At 34.2% G+C, this 21527-nt stretch carries 10 protein-coding genes; 8 read left to right on the top strand and 2 right to left on the bottom strand.

Annotation, left to right across the window (positions count from 1 at the left end; translation table 11 throughout):
- Positions 1 to 112 precede the first annotated feature (112 nt).
- The 5 genes from ACVCZW_RS05120 to uvrB all read left to right on the top strand — a co-directional run bounded on the left by ACVCZW_RS05120 (position 113) and on the right by uvrB (position 16393).
- Positions 113 to 4900: a choice-of-anchor L domain-containing protein gene (locus ACVCZW_RS05120; protein WP_452231824.1), complete on the top strand. Its 4788-nt coding sequence runs from the start codon at positions 113 to 115 to the stop codon at positions 4898 to 4900.
- An 81-nt stretch (positions 4901 to 4981) separates the two neighbouring features.
- Positions 4982 to 7309 carry a choice-of-anchor L domain-containing protein gene (locus tag ACVCZW_RS05115; RefSeq protein WP_452231823.1) on the top strand — a complete coding sequence of 776 codons (2328 nt, stop codon included), beginning with the start codon at positions 4982 to 4984 and terminating at the stop codon, positions 7307 to 7309.
- 70 nt (positions 7310 to 7379) lie between these two features.
- Entirely contained in the window at positions 7380 to 9878 is a 2499-nt protein-coding gene (locus ACVCZW_RS05110; protein ID WP_452231822.1) for a T9SS type B sorting domain-containing protein, read from the top strand.
- Between the two features lie 413 nt (positions 9879 to 10291).
- On the top strand, positions 10292 to 14212 hold the full coding sequence (locus ACVCZW_RS05105) for a T9SS type B sorting domain-containing protein (RefSeq protein ID WP_452231821.1): 3921 nt from the start codon (positions 10292 to 10294) through the stop codon (positions 14210 to 14212).
- A 177-nt stretch (positions 14213 to 14389) separates the two neighbouring features.
- Positions 14390 to 16393, top strand: coding sequence for an excinuclease ABC subunit UvrB (uvrB, locus tag ACVCZW_RS05100; protein WP_452228887.1), 2004 nt, complete (start codon positions 14390 to 14392; stop codon positions 16391 to 16393).
- Between the two features lie 298 nt (positions 16394 to 16691).
- Here the strand turns inward: uvrB and ACVCZW_RS05095 are convergent, their stop codons facing one another.
- Complete coding sequence (locus tag ACVCZW_RS05095) at positions 16692 to 17093, bottom strand: TerB family tellurite resistance protein (protein WP_452228888.1); 402 nt, start codon at positions 17091 to 17093, stop codon at positions 16692 to 16694.
- 217 nt (positions 17094 to 17310) lie between these two features.
- Here ACVCZW_RS05095 and ACVCZW_RS05090 point away from each other — a divergent pair, with 217 nt between their 5' ends.
- Positions 17311 to 17598 carry a DUF1456 family protein gene (locus ACVCZW_RS05090; RefSeq protein ID WP_452228889.1) on the top strand — a complete coding sequence of 96 codons (288 nt, stop codon included), beginning with the start codon at positions 17311 to 17313 and terminating at the stop codon, positions 17596 to 17598.
- 149 nt (positions 17599 to 17747) lie between these two features.
- On the opposite strand, the gene sucC is transcribed toward ACVCZW_RS05090, so the two are convergent.
- Positions 17748 to 18941, bottom strand: coding sequence for an ADP-forming succinate--CoA ligase subunit beta (sucC, locus tag ACVCZW_RS05085; RefSeq protein ID WP_452228890.1), 1194 nt, complete (start codon positions 18939 to 18941; stop codon positions 17748 to 17750).
- 232 nt (positions 18942 to 19173) lie between these two features.
- Here sucC and lysA point away from each other — a divergent pair, with 232 nt between their 5' ends.
- Together lysA and ACVCZW_RS05075 are read left to right on the top strand one after the other, a co-directional pair.
- Entirely contained in the window at positions 19174 to 20418 is a 1245-nt protein-coding gene (lysA, locus tag ACVCZW_RS05080; RefSeq protein WP_452231820.1) for a diaminopimelate decarboxylase, read from the top strand.
- 136 nt (positions 20419 to 20554) lie between these two features.
- Positions 20555 to 21493 (top strand): sterol desaturase family protein, encoded by a 939-nt coding sequence (locus ACVCZW_RS05075; protein ID WP_452231819.1) that lies wholly within the window; start codon positions 20555 to 20557, stop codon positions 21491 to 21493.
- The last annotated feature ends 34 nt before the right edge of the window (positions 21494 to 21527 follow it).

Genomic DNA, 21527 nt, shown 5'->3' with positions numbered 1-21527 from the left:
ACTTACTTTTGGGGTCTAGAAATAAAGCCCTAATAAATTGAAAAAGAGTTCAATAAAAACAATCCATAAGCTAAAGCTACTATTCACATGCCTTTTAGTAAGCAGCTGCTTTTTGCAAAACTCGTTTTCGCAACAAATTTCAATAGACAACACACAAACACCCCAGCAACTTATAGAGAATAATCTAATTCAAGGTTGTGTAGAAGTTTCCAATATAGTTTCTAATGTAAACGGAAGCATCAATGGACTAACTAGTTATGGTTATTTTGAAAAAGGAACTTCCAATTTCCCTTTTGAAAACGGGATTCTATTATCTACAGGGAATTCGGTTTCCGCTGGTAATTCCACCAATGCCAATAACATGCATGATGGAGATGAAAATTGGGGAACAGATCCAGATATAGAAACGGCTCTTGGTATTTCAAACACCGTAAATGCAACATCTATTGAATTCGATTTTGTGTCGGTTACCAACCAAATTCAGTTCAATTATATTTTAGCTTCCGAAGAATATTATGCAACATATCCTTGTGAATACTCGGATGGCTTTGCATTCCTTTTAAGAGAAGTTGACACAACTACATATACCAATATTGCAGTGGTACCAGGAACTAACATACCGGTAAACACAAGTACCATACACGACGAAATTGTTGGTCATTGTGCTGCCGAAAACGAAATGTATTTTGACGGCTATAACGTTGGCGACACGAATTTTAATGGACGAACTACGGTGCTTTCTGCTACAGCAACTATTCTACCAAATGTACAATATCATATAAAGTTAGTAATTGCAGATCAAGACGATCAAAATTATGATTCTGCTGTTTTTATTGAAGGAAATAGTTTTAATGCTACGGTAGATTTAGGCCCAGATATTACAACATGTGCCGATTCCGTTTCCCTAAATGCCGACACAGAAAACCCTTTAGCGACCTATGAATGGTTTTTAAATAGCACTTTAATCCCTAACGAAACACCACCGCATATAAAAAACGTAACACAGTCTGGTTTATATCAAGTTGTAGTAACGATGCCAATTGGTAGTACCATTTGTGAGATCACAGATGAAATCCTTGTCACATTAAGTTCAGAACAATCTGCTGAAAATATTGAAGATTACGAAATCTGTGACGATATTAGTAATGATGAAGAAGAGACCTTCGATCTTTCTACAATGGATGCCGAAGTTTTAGCATCTGTTCCAATGTCTAATTACAATATAAGTTACCACTATACAAATTCTAACGCACAAGCCGGAAACAATGCAATTACTGCTCCTATTATAAACGGAACGAATCCACAACTAATTCATGTAAGAATTGAAGATACAGATAATGGTTGTTTAGCATTTTCTACTTTTAATTTAATAGTAAATCCCTTACCAACAATTATAGATCCAACACAACTAGATGTTTGCGATGATGCTACTTCAGATGGTTTTACAACGATAGATTTATCGGTGAAAAACGATGAAATTACTGGCGGAAACACGGGATATATTGTAAACTATCATTACTCGCAAATAGACGCGGATACTGCAGCAAATCCAATTGCGATGCCGTATCCAAATACCAGCACAACAGAGCAACTTTTTGTAAGTGTTGTCGATACTTCTACTGGTTGTGTGAGCACAACAACACTAGTTATTAATGTTTTAGAAAATCCAGATATTAACACAGACACGCAGCAAATTAACGCTTGTGAACCAGATGATGATGGTTTAGCTTCTTTTGATTTATCTACCATAATCCCTGATGTATTAGAAGGCTTAACAGATGTTACCGTAACATTTCATGTAACGTATGCAGATGCACAAACGGGAGATAACCCAATTATAGATTATCAAAATTTTAATAATACAATACCAAATACACAAATTGTATTTATTAGAGTGGTAAGCAACAATACCGGTTGTGCTTCTATATCTACAGTAGAGTTACATGCAAACTTATTACAATCTGGAACTGCTATTAGAGATTTTAGTAAATGTGACGATGCTTCTAATGATGGTATTGTTGAATTTAATTTAGATACTGTTGGCAATATAATTGCAAATAATATAGAAGACGCTACTGTTACTTTTTATGAAACAGAAAACGACCAAACCAATGATCAAAACGAAATTGACAAGTCGGTACTTTACACAATAACAGAGAGTCCGCATACTTTATATGTTACCATTGAAACACCTGAATGTATTTACTTTTCAAACATTAATTTAATTATTGATCCAGCAACCATTATTCAACCATTAGACACGGTGGATTATTGCGATACAGATGATGATGGATATACCGCTATTTCTTTAGAAGATTTTAACGATTATGTAAGTGATGGCATCGCAAATGCTGCTGTAAAATATTTTTTAACAGAAGAAAATGCAGATAATAATGAAAACGCATTACCTCCTTTTTACACAAACACAACAAATCCGCAAATAGTATATACACGAGTTAGAAATACTGCCACAGGCTGTTATGATGTTGCCGAGTTAGAAATACAAGTGATTCCTGCTCCTACAGTTATGCAACCCAACGATATTGTTATTTGTGATGATGATTATGATGCTTTGTACCTAGTAAATCTAGAGGATAAAATAGCGGAAATAGTAACCAGCACTTCTAATTTAACAATCACTTTTCACACTTCCGAAAATAATGCAAATACAAATACTGGTGCTATTACTAACACAACTGCATACAACGCAAATACGCAAACCATTTATACACGGGTAGAAAGTGATATCACCACTTGTTTCGCTCTTGTTATTTTTGAAATAACGGTAAACACACAACCTGTCTTTACTACAATTACTAATTTTAGACATTGTGAAACAGATGGCGATCAAACAGGAGATTTTATTTTTAATGAAAAAGATGCGGAAATCTTAAATGGACAACCTGGGAAACAGGTTTTATATTTTGAAACCGCACAAGACGCAATAGACAGAACAAACATAATAGATAAAAACGCAGTGTATCAAAACACCGAAAATCCACAAGAAATATTTATTCGCGTAGAAAATTACTCAGACCACGATTGTTTTGACACCACTTCTTTTGAAATTGAAGTAGGATTGATTCCTGAATTCACGGCTCCAGTGGATTTTATAGTTTGTGATGATATTGCCAATGATGGAATAGAAACCTTTGATTTTTCTGAAAAGGTAGCTGAAATGTCTGCTTCTAGCACCGAAAATTTAACCATTACATTTTACCTTTCTTTTGATGATGCAGAAAATGAAGAGAATAGCCTTCCGCTGATCTATGAAAACACAGATAATCCGCAACAAATTTATACAAGAATAGAAAACGGAACCTATTGTCATGGTATTTCACAATTCGGATTAAATATTATACAAGTACCAAATGTAAACCCTACAGGTCCATTAAGAAAATGCGATACGGATACCGACGGACTTACAAATTTTGATTTAACAGCTGTAGAAATTGATGTTTTAGGAGTAAGACAAGATGATATTGCAATAACATACCATCCCTCTTTTAACGATGTAGAAGCACATACCAATATAATAAACAACCCAAGCAACTATACTAATACTACCAATCCGCAAACCGCATATATTAAAATTACAAGCACCATTTCATTATGTTATGTCGCTGTACCAATAGAGCTAATTGTAGACGTGCCGCCAACAATAAATACAATTTCAAATGTAGAAACTTGTGATAATGAAGACAACACCTTTAATCTTTCCGAAACAACAGAAAGCTTAATAGATGATACTACTAACGTTGCTGTCACTTTTTATAGTAATCTTAATGATGCTGAAAATGCACAAAATCCGTTAAACACAAATTACACCTATCTTTCTAATAATGATACGATTTATGTAAGAGCAGAAAACACGAATTCAAACTGCCACGCTACCTCTTCTTTTGTTCTACAAGTAAATAGTAGTCCGATAGCTAATACGTTAACCGATTTAGAAGCCTGTGATGATGACTATGACGAAATACAACAGTTTAATTTAGAAGAACAAACTGCCATCGTTTTAGGCAGTCAAAATCCAAATGATTTTACAGTTACTTATTTTGAATTAGAAGACGAAGCAAATACTAACGAAAATGCTATTTCAGATTTAAACTATGCTGCCTTTGATGGACAAACCTTTTACATACGTTTAGAAAACAAGACTACCTTATGTTATACGGTAACAAACTTTAATACTATTGTACACAGAAAACCTATTCTAGAAATTGAAGACCAAACCATCTGTTTAGAAAGTCTTCCACTAATAGTTAGCGCAAACACTGGATTTACTAATGATACATATGCTTGGTCTACAAACGCTACAACTTCAGAAATTGAAATAACAGCAATAGGAAGTTATTCGGTAACGGTTACTACAGCTTTTGGTTGTACCACTTTTGCAACTTTTAATGTAATAGAATCCGAACAAGCAACTATTGAGTTTACCGAGCAAGTAGATTTTTCAGATCCTAATAATATTACGGTTACTATTAGTGGTATTGGAGATTACTTCTACATTCTAGATAATGGTCCTGCACAAGAATCTAACTTTTTTAATAATGTAACACTTGGACCACATGTTATTACCGTTTTAGATGCCAATGGTTGTGCGTCTACTACTAAAGAAATTATAATTATAGATACGCCACTATTCATGACACCAAATAACGATGGCTATAATGATACTTGGCACATTACTGGTGTTAATCAACTTACAGGAACCATTGTCTATGTTTTTGATAGATACGGAAAACTATTGAAAACACTTTCTCATACTTCTCCAGGTTGGGACGGAACCTACAGAGGACAAAACATGCCAACAAGTGATTATTGGTTTCTTGCAGAAGTAATACAAGACGGTAAAAAGTTTGAACTTAAAGGAAACTTTACGCTAAAGCGATAAATACAAATCCCAATTTCTTTAACATATCATTTTCCTTATAAAACGTAACACTTCTTTATATTTGCAATCCAATTATATGTAATGAAGAATTGCTTTACGGTTTTGTTATCTCTTTTTACTTGTTTGCTATTCTCGCAAAACATACAAGTAGATCATACTACCTACACGCCACAACAACTTATTGAAGACATTTTAATTAATAGTGAATGTATTAGTAATGTTGTTGTTACTAATGTAGAAGGTGGTAATTTTAATGGAACAGACCAAAGTTATGGTTATTTTGATGCTTCCGGAACCACCTTTCCTATAGCAAATGGTTTGGTTTTAAGCACCGGAAGATTATCTAATGTTCCGGGTCCTAATAGTAGTTTAAGCGATGATGATGCCCCAGGTTGGTCTGGAGATAATGATCTAGAAACTGCTTTAAACGAAAACAATACTATAAACGCAACCATTTTAGAATTTGATTTTCAATCGCTAAGTAACCAAATAAGCTTTCGTTATTTATTTGCTTCCGAAGAATACCAAGAAGGAAATAATAATACCTGTCAGTACTCCGATTTGTTTGGCTTTTTAATTCGTCCAACAACTTCTACAAACTACACCAATATAGCATTAGTTCCAGGAACCAACACGCCTGTAAAAGTAACCACAGTGCATTCTGGTATTCCAGGTGCTTGCAACCCAATTAATGAAACTTTCTTTGGTGGTTGGAACAACGCTTCTGCTCCAATAAATTTCAACGGACAAACCACTGTACTAACCGCTACAGCAACCATTACTCCTAATGTTACCTATCATGTAAAACTAGTAATTGCAGATGAGCAAAATTATAGATATGACTCTGCTGTTTTTTTAGAAGCTGGAAGTTTTACTTCGGATATTGATCTTGGTATAGATAGACTTTTTGCTACTAGAAACTCTTTATGTGAAAACGAAACTTTAGATCTAGATGCTACCCAAACTGGAGCTACAGGCTATACTTGGTTTAAAAATAGTTTACCAATTGCAGGGGCAACTAGTCCAACCTATACCATTCTAGATGCTGGTACATATAGCATTACTATTACCTATCCTACTACCTGCGTAACGTCTGGAGAAATCACTGTAGAATATGGAACAAAACCAATTGTAAACGACGCCACATTAATAGCTTGTGATTTAAATCAAGACGGAATTACAACCTACAACCTATTCGATGCGCAACAAGATATCGTCACCGTTGGTGGAGATTTTGTCACTAATTTCTATCTATATGCTGTAGATGCAGAAGATGAAATAGATGAAATACTAAGTGCAACAGTTTTCGAAAACACGATGGTGTTACAAACCGTTTTTGCGCGTGTACAAAATCAGTTTGGTTGTTACGCTGTCGCGGAAGTGGTATTAGATATTTCAAATAACGTCGTTACTATTGCTCCTTTTGAAGCATGTGATAATTTTCCTGTAGATGGTTTTACGGAATTTGATTTAAACCTACTGCGTTCCCAAATAGAGACACAAGTTCCTGCCGGATCTACCATTACATTTTTTCCTTCGGAAGCAGACTTACTAGCAGCAACAAATAGCATCAACGGCAACTATACCAATACGATTCAAAATACAGAAACCATTTATGTGCTTATCACCAACGGAAGCAGTTGTTTTGCAGTTAGTACAGTAATGCTATCGATGAAATACACACCGATTCTTTTAGCAGACGAAACCACAAACTACTGTTTAAATACGTACCCAAACACTATTCCATTAGAAGCTGGTTTACTCCTTGGTGCTCCTGGAGATTTCACCTATCAATGGCTATTCAATACTGTACCTACACCTTTTACAAGCGAGACCATAAACATTAATGAAGTTGGTACCTATACTGTAATAGTAACGCATCCAGATGGCTGTTCCGCTACTAGAGATATCGTTGTAGAGCCTAAAGATACAGCCTTTGTAGAATCCGTTTCTGTTTCTGGTGTTGCGCCAAACAATACGATTACTATTACCGTTTCAGGAATTGGAGATTACGAATTCACATTAGATGATGATAATGGCAACTACCAAGACAGTCCTATTTTTACTAATATTTCCGCAGGAGAACACATAGCGTACATACGAGATAAAAATGGTTGCGGTACCGTCGAAGAAATTATTTACGTTTTAGGTTTCCCTTCGTATTTCACACCAAATGGGGACTATTATAACGAAACTTGGATGCCATTAGGTGTCGATTTAGATTTTAAAGCAACCATGATTATTCAAATTTTTGATAGGTATGGCAAACTTTTAAAACAAATAAAGCCGCAAAGTCAAGGTTTTAATGGTACATTTAACGGCGAAAATTTACCGTCGTCAGATTATTGGTTTGTCGTTCGTTTTTCTAACGGAAAAACCTACCGAGGACATTTCGCTTTAGTGCGTTAATTATTGTTTACAATAGCATCACATTGTCTATTATATTTTTTATTATTTTTACCATCCTTAAAATTATTTAATGAAAAAAACTATTACTCTATTCTGTTCTATTGCGCTTTTATTATTTACTACCACTAGTACATCTAGCAATACCAATCTTGTTAAAAACAGTAATACAACAGTAGAATGTCCTGCTGCTATTATCACTTCTTTCTCGCCTTCTTCAGGACCAGAAAACACCTTAATTACCATTACTGGAAGTAACTTTAACACAGCTAATACTGTAACCTTTGGAGGAGTAAATACTACTTTTAATATTATTAGTGATACCGAAATAACCACTTTTATTCCTGCAGGAACTAGCGATTCTTCCACTATTTCCATTATAAGTACCGGAGGCTGCACAGGAACATCTACGTCAAACTTCACGTTGTTAGCTTCAGAATGTACTACGGCAGAAATTTATATTTCCGAAATTTATGATGCCTTTGCAGGAGATTACGCGGTTATAGAATTGTATAACCCAACCAATGCTCCTATCGTTATTGATAATACATATGTTATTCTTAGATATGGAGATATAGGAAGTACGGACATTAGGAATAACTTTGATTATATCACTGGTACCATAGCTCCTTTAAGTACTTTTATTATTCAAATGGGAAGTAGTGGTTCTGATTGTTCTTCCATAAGCGCTGATTTTAATATTGATACAGGTATTAATGACAATGATGAATTTGAACTTTTAAAAAACGGTGTCATCATAGATAATGTGCATGCTCCAGACGAAAGAGGATATAGTATTATTAGAAATGCAGATGCTACCATTCCGCAAACAACGTATAATAACAACGATTGGTCTATAAATCCTCAAGAAAACTGTACCGATTTAGGTGTACATACTGCAGATGCTATTCCAGATAACACACCAAACATTACGCATCCAACCTCACAATCTATTTGTGAAAATGGGACAACTACTTTTACAGCTTCCGAAGATTCTGGAACATTTTCATACCAATGGAAAACACTTAACGCTTCCGGAAACTGGGTAAACGTAAACAATAACGCGAATTATTCAGGTGCTACAACGGGTACATTAACCCTTAATAGTGTTCCTGTAAGTTTTAATGATAACCAATATTATTGCGAAATCACTTCGCCTTCGTGTACACTGATAACCAATGCAGCGCAATTAGAAATTGGTATTATTGCTGTAGATACTTTAACCAATCAAACGGTTTGCGAAAGTTATACTTTACCTACCTTAACTAATGGTAATTATTTTACTGGAACTAACGGAACAGGAACTGCACTTACTACTGGCGATATTATTTCGACTTCACAAACTATTTACATTTATAATGTAACAGGTGCTTGTACCAACCAAAGTAGTTTTATTGTTACAATAACTCCTGCTCCAAGCGTGGATACTTTATCTAATGTATCGGTATGTACTTCATATACGCTTCCAACACTTACTAACGGAAACTATTTTACGGCAACCAATGGTTCTGGAACTGCTTTAAATGCAGGTGCTGTAATTTCAACGACACAAACCATTTATATTTATAATGCTACAGGTACTTGTTCCAACGAAAACAGTTTTACAATTACAGTAAATGGCACGCCAACAGTAGATACACTAGCAAATCAAACGGCATGTGATAGCTATGCCTTACCAACTTTAACCAATGGCAATTACTTTACAGGAACCAACGGAACAGGAACTCCATTAACTGCTGGTGATGTAATTACTACGTCGCAAACAGTATATATTTATATCGAATTAGGTACTGCACCTAACAATTGTTCTAACGAATCTAGCTTTACCGTTACCATAAATCAAACGCCTTTAGTAGACACACTTAATAATGCCGAAGCATGTTCCCAATATGTGTTACCAACAATAACGAATGGTAATTATTTCACAGCAACTAATGGAACGGGAACAACACTTATTGCTGGTGATGTGATTACCACTTCACAAACGGTTTATATATACAATTCCGTAGCTACATGTACTAACGAAACTAGTTTTGATATTACCATTTTACCTGCTACAGATTTTACGCTTGAAGCAAATAACCTTACTGTAAATGAAGATGTATTAACAGTAACAATGAATGATACGACAATTAATTATATGTATGCAGTCGATAGTGGAGATTTTCAACTAGACGAAACTTTTACCAACCTCTCTAACGGAACACATACGCTTTATGTGGAAGATGCAAATGGTTGTGTTTCTAAATCTATTTCTTTTGAGGTTCTTGTTAATCTGGATGCCATAGTAATTCCTAACGGATTTTCTCCAAATGGAGACGGAATTAACGAATGGTTTAATATTCAAGGACTTTATGACACGTACACAAATCATAGCCTAGAAATTTATAACCGTTACGGATCACTTATTTTCAAAGGAAACAACGATAATAAATGGCACGGAAAAGCGAATAAAGGTCTTTTAAGTACAGATAAAACACTCCCTGTAGGAACCTACTTTTATGTATTACACCTTAACGATGCCAATGCTACAAAACAAAGATATATAGGTTGGGTATACCTTAATAAATAACGTATAGTTTAAGTATTCTTTATTAATCTAATATTTTATTATATATTTAGGAGCCTTATTTTTCAAATAAGGTTCCTTTTTTTTATAAGGTAACAATCACATAACGTAAGAAATTAAATATTAATTATTTTTGCGCCCTAATTATAGCTAATGAAACCTATTAAACTTTTACTTGTTTTTATTTGTACTTTTTTTATTTACAATGCAAGCAACGCCTTTAAAACAAGAAAACCCACAAAATTCAGGTTTTGATGATACATTTGATGGTAATAACTGACCAACTTCAGATTATTGGTTTGTTGCTACTTTTTCTAATGGAAAAATACACCAAGGACATTTTGCTTTAAAACATTAAAAAACAGTCACCTAACTTTAAATTAAGGTTCATAATTACTTAAAATAAAATTGATAGAATGAAAAAAGTTACATTACTTTTCTTATTAGCAGCATTGCATACTTTTGCACAAGTTCCAAACATAGCATGGAGTAAAAATTACGGTGGAACGCAGGCCGATTTAGGTAAAAAAATAATACAAACAACAGATTTAGGATATTTAGTTGCAGGAGATACCTATTCCAATGACGGAGATGTTACTTCAAATAATGGAGGTTATGATGTTTTTCTATTAAAATTAAATCCAGATGGAGATATCATATGGAAAAAAACGTATGGAGGTTCTCTTAATGATAATGTTAGTTGGGTAGATCAAACTTCAGATGGAGGCTATATTATATCTGCTACCTCGTACTCTAATGATTTTGATGTATCTGTTAATAAAGGTAGTGCAGATTATTGGATTTTTAAAATTGATAGTTTAGGTAATTTACAATGGGAAAAAACATTTGGAGGAACAGGTTATGATTTTTGTAGAAAAGTGGAAGAAACTTTTGATGGAAACTTTATAGTTACTGGTTATTCAAACTCTAATGATGGAGATGTAACAGGAGCTCATGGTAATTATGATTTTTGGGTATTAAAGTTAAACGCTTCAGGAAATATAATGTGGAAAAATGCTATTGGTGGCTCCGATATAGATATTTCTACTTCTATTGTTGAAACCACAGATAATGGTTATTTAGTTTCTGGAAAATCCGATTCTTCAGATGGAGATAGATTACCATTACAAGGTATTTCTAATGGTAGTTGGGTTGTTAAACTAGATATTAATGGAGTTATTACTTGGAAACAATCTTGGAATAACAACATATTTTCTACCGTTGAAGGAGTAAACGTAATTAACACAAATGATAATGGCTTTCTAGTAAGCTCCAGCCAATCTTCTACTAATGGTATCGTTAATGGAACTCTTACATCTTATTATCCAGATTCTTATATCACAAAATTAGATGTTAATGGTTCCATAGAGTGGCAAAAACCTTTTGGAGGCTTACATGACGAATTACTATTTTCTATGTCACAAGATGCAGATAATGGTTATACGTTAATACACTTTTCGAATTCTAATGACCAATATGTATCTAATCATAATGGAAATGCAGGTTTATCAGGTGATTCAAGTGATGCTTGGATAGTTAAAACAGATAGTTTGGGTAATATTATTTGGGAATCTTCCTTTGGAGGAACAAATAAAGATGGAGGATATAACATTGTTCAAACAAATGATGGAGGGCATGTTTTTACTGGCTTAAGTGAATCTACTAATGGAGACATTGCAAACCCTAAAGGTGACCAAGATTTATGGGTTTTAAAATTAGAAGCAATATGTCCTGCTCCAGTTGTAACTTCTTTTTTCCCTTCTAGTGGACCAGAAGACACATTAGTTTACATTAGCGGAAGTGATTTCACTACTGCAGCAACAGTAGCATTCGACGGAATAAGTACAGGTTTCACGATAATTAACGATAATGAAATTGAAGCTTTTATTCCTGCTGGAATTTCAGCATCTTCTAATATAACTATTACTAGTACTGGTGGCTGTGTAGGAAACTCGGCAACAGACTTTACGTTATTAGCTTCCGAATGTACTACTGCGGATGTTTATATTTCTGAAATTTATGATGCGTTTTCCGGAAGTTATGCGGTTATTGAATTATATAATCCAACAAATACTCCTATTGTTTTAGATGGCGTTTATATTATTGAGCGTTTTGGTGATATTGGAAACGCTGCTCCAAGTAATACGTATAACGTACTTGGTACCATTCCTCCATTAGATACTTTTATTATTATATTAGGTGGTGGATCAGATTGCCCTTCATTAACTGCTGATTTTAATGTTGGCACAGGAATTAACGAAAATGATGAATTTAAACTTTTTAAAAACGGTACCTTAATCGATATTGTTAATGCTCCTGCAGATAAAGGATATACCATTATTAGAAACCCCGATGCTGCCGTAACCCAAACTACTTATACTGCTAGTGATTGGTCTATAAATTCTAATGAAGATTGCTCCGATCTAGGTTCGCATACTGCAGATCCAATTCCGGATAATACGCCAACGATTACAAATCCATTTTCACAAACCATTTGTGAAAATGGCACTGCTACTTTTACAATTTCTATCTCTGGTACCGAAACATACACCTACCAATGGAAAGTTTTAAACAGTGCAGGAAACTGGGTAAACGTAGTCAATGATGCAAATTATTCTGGAGCTACAACAGATACATTAACTATTACCAATGCGCCTTTAACTTTTGATGCGAATCAATATTATTGCGAAGTCAATTCGACTAGTTGTGATTTAGTTACGAATGCGGCGCAATTACATGTTGGTAATGTGGAAGTCGATACACTGTCAAGCGAAACGGTTTGTACAAGTTATACCTTACCTACATTAACAAACGGAAACTATTATACTGCAACCAATGGTGGCGGAACGCAATTAAATGTTGGCGATATGATCACTACATCGCAAACTATTTTTATTTATAATATTTCTGGAACACCTCCTAATACCTGTGATAACGAAACGAGTTTCACCATTACAGTAAGCGGAACGCCTCCTGTAGATACCGTTTCTAGCGAAACCGTTTGTGCTAGTTACACTTTACCTTCTATTACTAACGGAAATTATTACACAGCAACCAATGGTGGCGGAACACAACTGAACATTGGAGATAACATTACAGCCACACAAACTATTTTTATTTACAACCAAGTTGGGACTGCTCCTAACACCTGTTCTAACGAATCCAATTTTACCATTACGGTAACCGGGAATCCTGCTGTAGATACCATATCTAGTGAAGCGGTTTGTACAAGTTATACCTTACCTACATTAACAAACGGAAACTATTATACCGCAACCAATGGTGGAGGAACGCAATTAAATGTTGGCGATATGATCACTACATCGCAAACTATTTATATTTATAATATATCTGGAACGCCTCCTAATACCTGTGATAACGAAACGAACTTCACCATTACAGTAAGTGGAACGCCTCCTGTAGATACCGTTTCTAACGAAACTGTTTGTGCAAGTTACACACTACCTTCTATTACCAACGGAAACTATTACACAGCAACCAATGGTGGCGGAACACAACTGAACATTGGCGATAACATTACAGCTACACAAACTATTTTTATTTACAACCAAGTTGGCACTGCTCCTGACACTTGTTCTAACGAATCTAATTTCACCATTACGGTAACCGGGAATCCTCCTGTAGATACTTTATCTGATCAAGCAGTTTGTACAAGTTACACCTTACCAATACTTACTAACGGAAACTATTTTACTGCAAGCAATGGTAGCGGAACACCACTTAATGCTGGTGATATGATCACTACATCGCAAACTATTTTTATTTATAATATATCCGGGACTGCTCCTAATACTTGTGATAATGAAACCACTTTTGATGTAACCATCTATCCAGCTACAGATTTCACACTGGATGCTTCTAATATTACCATTATTGAAAATACTTTAACGGTTAGTATGACAGACACGTCCATAAACTATATCTACGCAGTAGACACTGGAGCTACGCAAACAAATCCAACGTTTACAGATCTTGCAAATGGCATACACACCTTAGTGGTTCAAGATGAAAATGGTTGTGTAGTAAAATCTATTCCGTTTACAATCGATAGTATTCAAGAAATAAATATTCCTTTATTTTTCACACCCAATGGGGATACCTTTAATGATACCTGGTTAATAACAGATACTCAAAATACCATTAAAGAAATCCTAATTTTTAATAGATACGGTAAACTTCTAAAGCAAGTTTCGCCGAGTTCTAAATTTTGGGATGGAACATACCGAGGTTATAATTTAGAAACCAATGATTATTGGTACTTAATCACACTACATAGCGGAGAAGAACTTAAAGGGCATTTTACACTTAAAAGATAATCTATAAAGTTTTCGGAGTCTTACATTTTATATTAAAGTAACTTTAAGTAATTTAGCTGAATTACAGATGGAAACATTTGTCATTCCGTAAGCTTAAACTATGCTTTTCGACACAGGTAATACGGAATAATAACCTTTTTTTTGTTGCTGCGTTGTAGCTTAGCATGCCAATAACTTATGAAATTTAAAATAGAATCGGAATTCAAACCAACTGGAGATCAACCAAATGCCATAAAACAATTAGTGCATGGTTTAGACACCCATGAAAAATACCAAACCTTACTTGGTGTTACAGGTTCTGGTAAAACATTTACAGTTGCTAATGTTATTGAAGAAACACAAAGACCAACCTTAGTTCTTGCACATAACAAAACTTTAGCGGCACAATTATACAGTGAATTCAAACAGTTTTTTCCAGAAAATGCTGTAGAATATTTTGTGTCTTATTATGATTATTACCAACCCGAAGCCTACATACCAACTTCTGGTGTTTATATAGAAAAAGATTTATCTATTAACGAAGAAATAGAGAAAATGCGATTAAGTACCACTTCTTCCCTCCTTTCTGGTCGTCGTGATGTCATTGTTATTGCTTCCGTTTCGTGTTTATATGGTATTGGGAATCCGGTAGAGTTTCAAAAAAATGTCATTACATTAAAACGAGATCAGGTCATTTCTCGTACCAAATTATTACACCAATTAGTACAAAGTTTGTATTCGCGTACCGAAGCAGATTTTAATCATGGAAACTTCCGAATAAAAGGAGATACGGTAGATATATTTCCAAGTTATGCTGATGATGCTTTTCGCGTTCACTTCTTTGGCGATGAAATTGAGGAAATCGAATCTTTCGACATTCAAACCAATAAGGTTATTGAAAAATATGACGTACTGACTATCTATCCTGCAAATATGTTTGTTACTTCTCCAGACATTTTACAAGGAGCCATTAGAGGTATTCAAGACGATTTAGTAAAACAATACGATTATTTTAAAGAAATAGGAAAACACTTAGAAGCAAAACGACTTAAAGAACGTACCGAATTTGATCTAGAAATGATTCGGGAACTTGGTTATTGTTCTGGTATTGAAAACTATTCGCGTTACCTTGACGGAAGAGAGCCGGGAACGCGACCTTTCTGTTTGTTAGATTATTTTCCAGAAGATTATTTAATGGTTGTAGACGAAAGTCACGTAACTATTTCACAAGTTCATGCTATGTACGGAGGAGATAGAAGCAGAAAAGAGAACTTGGTAGAATATGGATTTAGACTTCCTGCTGCCATGGACAATAGACCTCTAAAATTTGAAGAGTTTGAAGCACTTCAAAATCAAGTCATTTATGTGAGTGCTACTCCTGCAGATTATGAGCTTGAAAAAACGGATGGTGTTTATGTAGAGCAAGTCATTAGACCTACTGGTTTATTAGATCCGATTATTGAAGTGCGACCAAGTTTAAATCAGATTGATGACTTAATTGAAGAAATACAGCAACGTATAGAAAAAGACGAACGTACTTTAGTAACGACGCTTACCAAACGTATGGCGGAAGAATTGACCAAATATTTAAGCAGAATTTCTATCCGAGTAAACTACATCCATAGTGATGTAGATACTTTAGAGCGAGTTCAAATCATGCAAGATTTACGTCGCGGTATTTATGATGTTTTGGTGGGTGTGAATTTATTACGTGAAGGTTTAGACTTACCAGAAGTTTCTTTAGTTGCGATCTTAGATGCAGATAAAGAAGGTTTTTTACGTTCGGCAAGGTCTTTAACCCAAACGGTTGGTCGTGCAGCACGTAACCTTAATGGAAAAGCAATAATGTATGCCGATAAAATTACCAAAAGCATGCAAAAAACGATTGATGAAACCGAATACAGACGTGCAAAACAAATCGCATATAACACCCAGCATAACTTAGTACCAAAAGCATTAAATAAGAGCTTGGATAGTGCATTATCGAAAAACTCGGTAAGTACCTATAGTTACGAACTAGAAGCTGCAAGAGCTGCAGAACCAGAAAGCGAATATCTAAGTAAAGGAGAACTGGAAAAGAAAATTCGTGAAAAACGAAAAGTGATGGAGCAAGCTGCCAAAGCATTAGACTTTTTAGTTGCTGCAAAACTACGTGATGAAATTAAAAGCTACCAAGGTAAACTGGAAGCACTGAAGGCCTAATTTATAACTAATGACCGACGACTGCAATAGTTTACTACACAGAGACTCACAAAGATCCACAAAGTTGCACGGAGAAATTACGAACAAAGACGAAAATGTTGCCTTACCTATTGATGACTGATGACTGATGACTGATGACTGAAACCTATGTCATTTCGAGCTTGTCGAGAAAACTTTTTTTACGGATATTCTTTTCAAAGAAATTTTTAGCTTAATTCAGAAGATTCCGCATTTTAGCGGAATAAGTCCCACTAACCAAATGGAATGCACCAAAAGGCTTTTCCATTTAGAACCTACCTTAATTATACTGTACCTTAAAAATATCGATCAATACATCTGGTGGCACCATCTTATTTGGAAAGCTCTCCATCAAGTACAATACCTTATTAATAGACTCATGGTTTAAACCCATTCGCAAACCAAAATTATGGAGTTTAATAATTTCTTTATCATTAATATCTCCATCAATACTCATTAGTAAAACCAACCTATGAAACTGTACAATGCGCTCGCTATGTGATTTTAAATGGGTATAATCGATAGGGTTTGCTATAAGATAATCAAAATCTTCACGAGAAATATGTAACTGCTTCGCTACACCTAATAAAAATTTATGTTCTATACTTTTTATCATCTTGTCGCATTTTGCAAATGCAATCATTTCCGACAAAAGGCATAGTTTTTCTACCCTATTTACCATTACTATGAGGAATTAATTAATTATTATAAAGTTAGATATAATCCCTCTTTTATAATCGTTGATATATTGTATCTTGTCGAAAAAAAAAGAGCAATTCATCGCTTTTATACTAGTTTCATAGAAACAAAATCTTATAGAACAACATACAACACCTTTGTTTTACATGTTTCAGACGATTTTCACTTCTAAAACTAACCAAAAAAATTAAAATTCTACTATGACTAATAATGACATATTTAAAAAACTAAGAGTAGCACATAAACTTCGTGATGAGGATATTATAAAAATTCTAGAATTAGTAGATTTTAGAATCGGAAAAAGTGAACTTAATGCTTTTTTCAGAAAAGAAGACCATCCAAAATATATGGAATGTGGCGATCAGATTTTACGAAATTTCCTTAACGGTTTAGTGATTCATTTACGTGGACCAATGCCAAAAAAAGGAGAGAAAAAAATAAGCGATACGCCAACAAAGAATAAGATACAAAAAAAGAGCAACGATTAGTTGCTCTTTTTTTTGGTCTATACTTACCAAAATTTAAAGAAAACGTATCTGTCATTTCCCATTTTAAGACAAAAAAAAGAGCAACCAAATGGTTGCTCTTTTCTATATATTTATGAAATACAGAAACTAGTTCTGCATCACATTGAAATTTATTTAGATAATACTTCTTGTACTTTATCTGCAGCTTCTTGAAACTCTGTAGCACTCATTACAGCTAATCCTGAATTATCAATTAATTTTTTCGCAATATCGGCATTAGTACCTTGTAAACGAACAATAATTGGCACTTCAATATTCCCCATGTTTTTGTATGCATCAATAACACCTTGAGCAACACGATCACAACGAACAATACCACCAAAAATATTAATTAAGATTGCTTTTACAGCTGGATCTCTTAAAATAAGTTCGAATGCAATTTCTACTCTTGCAGCATCTGCAGTACCACCAACATCTAAAAAGTTAGCCGGCTCACCACCTGCTTGCTTAATTAAATCCATTGTTGCCATTGCAAGTCCTGCACCATTTACCATACAACCAACGTTACCGTCAAGATCTACATAGTTAAGTCCATGTTCACCTGCTTCTACTTCAATTGCATTTTCTTCACGTAAATCACGTAAAGCAGCTAAATCTTTATGTCTATATAATGCATTGTCATCTAAAGATACTTTAGCATCCACAGCCATTATTTTAGAATCACTTGTTTTTAAAACTGGGTTAATTTCAAATAAAGAAGAATCAGACGCTACGTAAGCTGTATATAATGCAGTTACAAATTTTGTCATTTCTTTAAAAGCAACACCAGATAAACCTAAGTTAAACGCTATTTTTCTAGCTTGAAAACCCATTATTCCTAAAGCAGGATCTATTTCTTCATGAAATATTAAATGTGGTGTTTCTTCTGCAACCGTTTCAATATCCATTCCACCTTCTGTAGAATACATAATCATATTTTTACCTGTAGCTCTATTTAAAAGTACAGACATATAATACTCTTCTGTCTCAGAATCTCCAGGATAATAAACATCTTCACAAACTAAAACTTGGTGTACACGTTTACCTTCCGCAGAAGTTTGAGGTGTTACCAAATCCATTCCAATAATTTGTCCAGCAATTTCTTCTACTTCTTGTAAGCTCTTAGCAAGCTTAACTCCTCCACCTTTACCACGTCCACCAGCATGAACTTGTGCTTTAATCACGTGCCAACCAGTTCCTGTGTCTTCCGTCATTTTTTTTGCTGCAGCAACTGCTTCTTGAGCGGTTTGTGCAACGATTCCTCTTTGAATACGTACGCCAAAACTGCTTAATAATTCTTTTCCTTGATATTCGTGTAAATTCATCTTGTTTAAAGTAAAATTGTTAGTTCTCTTTCGCCAAAAGCTTCAAAGAATTTATAATGAAACAAAAGTAAATAATCACAAGAACTTACCCTAATATTTAATTATTAAAAAACGAACAAACTATAGAAATCTCATATTGTTAAATATTTAACAATATGTTTAAAATGTGTAATATTATGTTATTTTCATTTTTATAAGCCTAAAAAAAAATATATTTGAAAAAAAATCACACATGGAAAACAGCGAATTATTAAAGATAACAAAAGATTTCGGGAGTCCGATTTATGTTTATGACGCAGATAAAATAGCTTTTCAATATAAACGTTTAACTTCTGCTTTTAAAAAGGTGAAGCAGGTAAAACTGAACTATGCTGTTAAAGCGCTATCTAATATTTCCATTTTAAAATTAATGAAATCCTTAGGAGCCGGATTAGATACGGTTTCTATTCAAGAAGTAAAACTAGGACTTACCGCTGGTTTTACTCCAGATCAAATTATTTTTACTCCGAATGGTGTTTCCTTAGAAGAAATTGAAACAGCTGCAAAATTAGGCGTTCAAATTAATATAGACAACCTTTCTATTTTAGAACAATTTGGTACAAAGCATCCAAAAACACCGGTTTGCATTCGTATCAATCCGCATGTAATGGCTGGAGGAAACACGAATATTTCTGTAGGACATATAGATAGTAAATTCGGAATTTCCATCCATCAAATACCACATATCCTTCGTATTGTAGAAAACACAGGAATGCATATTAACGGGATTCACATGCATACCGGAAGTGATATTTTAGATATTGATGTGTTTTTATATGCAAGTGAGATTTTATTTGAAACCGCTAAACACTTTAAAACGTTAGACTTTATTGATTTTGGATCTGGTTTTAAAGTGCCTTATAAAGCAGAAGACATTGAAACAAATATTGAAGAATTTGGAGAAAAACTCACTAAACGGTTCAATGATTTCTGCAAAGAATACGGAAAAGAATTAACGCTTGCTTTTGAGCCAGGGAAATTTTTGGTGAGTGAAGCTGGTCAGTTTTTAGCGAAAGTAAATGTGGTAAAACAAACAACCTCAACAGTTTTTGCGCAAATAGATTCTGGATTTAATCATTTAATACGACCAATGCTTTATGGGTCGCAACATGAAATTGAAAACATTTCAAACCCAAAAGGAAGAGAACGTTTTTATAGTGTTGTAGGTTATATTTGTGAAACAGATACTTTTGCGAATAACAGACGTATTTCTGAAATTAACGAAGGAGATATTATAGCTTTTAAAAACGCAGGAGCGTATTGCTATTCGATGGCTAGCAATTATAATTCGCGTTATCGTCCAGCAGAAGTACTTTGGCTAAATAACAAAGCGCACTTAATTAGAAAAAGAGAAACTTTTGATGATATACTGAAAAATCAGATTGAAATAGAAATAGGTCCTTCTAGCAAAAAAAAGGAAAATGTTTTAGTGAAATAAGACACTTTAATTATACAATATAAATCCGTTTTAAGACAGCACATTCTTAAAACGGATTTTTTTTTCGTAAGAAAAACCATTTATCTGCGTTTTTCCAGCAAAATCAAGGTATTTTTGAAATTAAAAATAAAATTTAATGGATTTCACTAACCCTTTAGTTTACGGCGTACCTTGTTTTTTAGGACTCATTTTATTAGAGTTAAGCTATAGCAAACACCGTAAAGAACCTCGTAATCAAGAATTATACGGATGGAAAGATTTAGGGGCAAGTGTAACTATGGGTGTTGGTTCTGCTATTATAGCGCCACTTACTAAAACCATTGCAGCCATTGTATTATTTAACTTTATTTACAACCTTTTCAACCCAATAGTAGCTGGTGTACACACCAATATTATGGGATACGAGTCTTTTGGATACGCTTGGTATGTTTGGTTTATATGCCAGCTTTGCGACGATTTTAGTTATTATTGGTTTCACCGACAAAACCACAATGTACGCTTTCTTTGGGCTGCCCATATTGTGCATCATTCTTCCAATAATTTTAATTTAGGGACAGCTGTGAGAAACGGATGGTTTACTCTTTTTTACAAACCTTTATTTTACATGTGGATGCCCGCTATTGGCTTTCCGCCTGAAATGGTAGTCGTTTGTTTAGGTATAGAATCGCTATGGCAATTTCAATTACATACCGTTTACGTTCCTAAATTAGGTATTATTGAAAAAGTATTCAACACGCATACTATGCATCAAGTACACCATGCACAAAACATAGAGTATATGGATAAAAACCATGGTGGCTTTTTAAATATTTTTGATAAAATTTTTGGTACTTGGAAAGAGCTAGATGAGAATATTGAAATTAAATACGGAGTTACTCATGCGCCAAACTCCTATAATCCACTTGTTATTTTAACACATGAATACAAAGATATTTGGAACGATATGAAAAAATCTAAAAACTGGTCCCATAAATTCATGTATGCTTTTGCGGCTCCTGGTTGGAGTCATGATGGCAGTACACTTACCATAAAACAACTACGAAAACAAATGAAAATGCAAAACCTAAAAAGTTAACTTTTCAGGTTTTATGCCTTTTCTATAAAACGAA

Source organism: Lacinutrix sp. MEBiC02595 (genome assembly GCF_053601555.1).
Note: the sequence above shows the minus strand (reverse complement) of the source record. Positions and strands in the feature narration are given on the sequence as shown.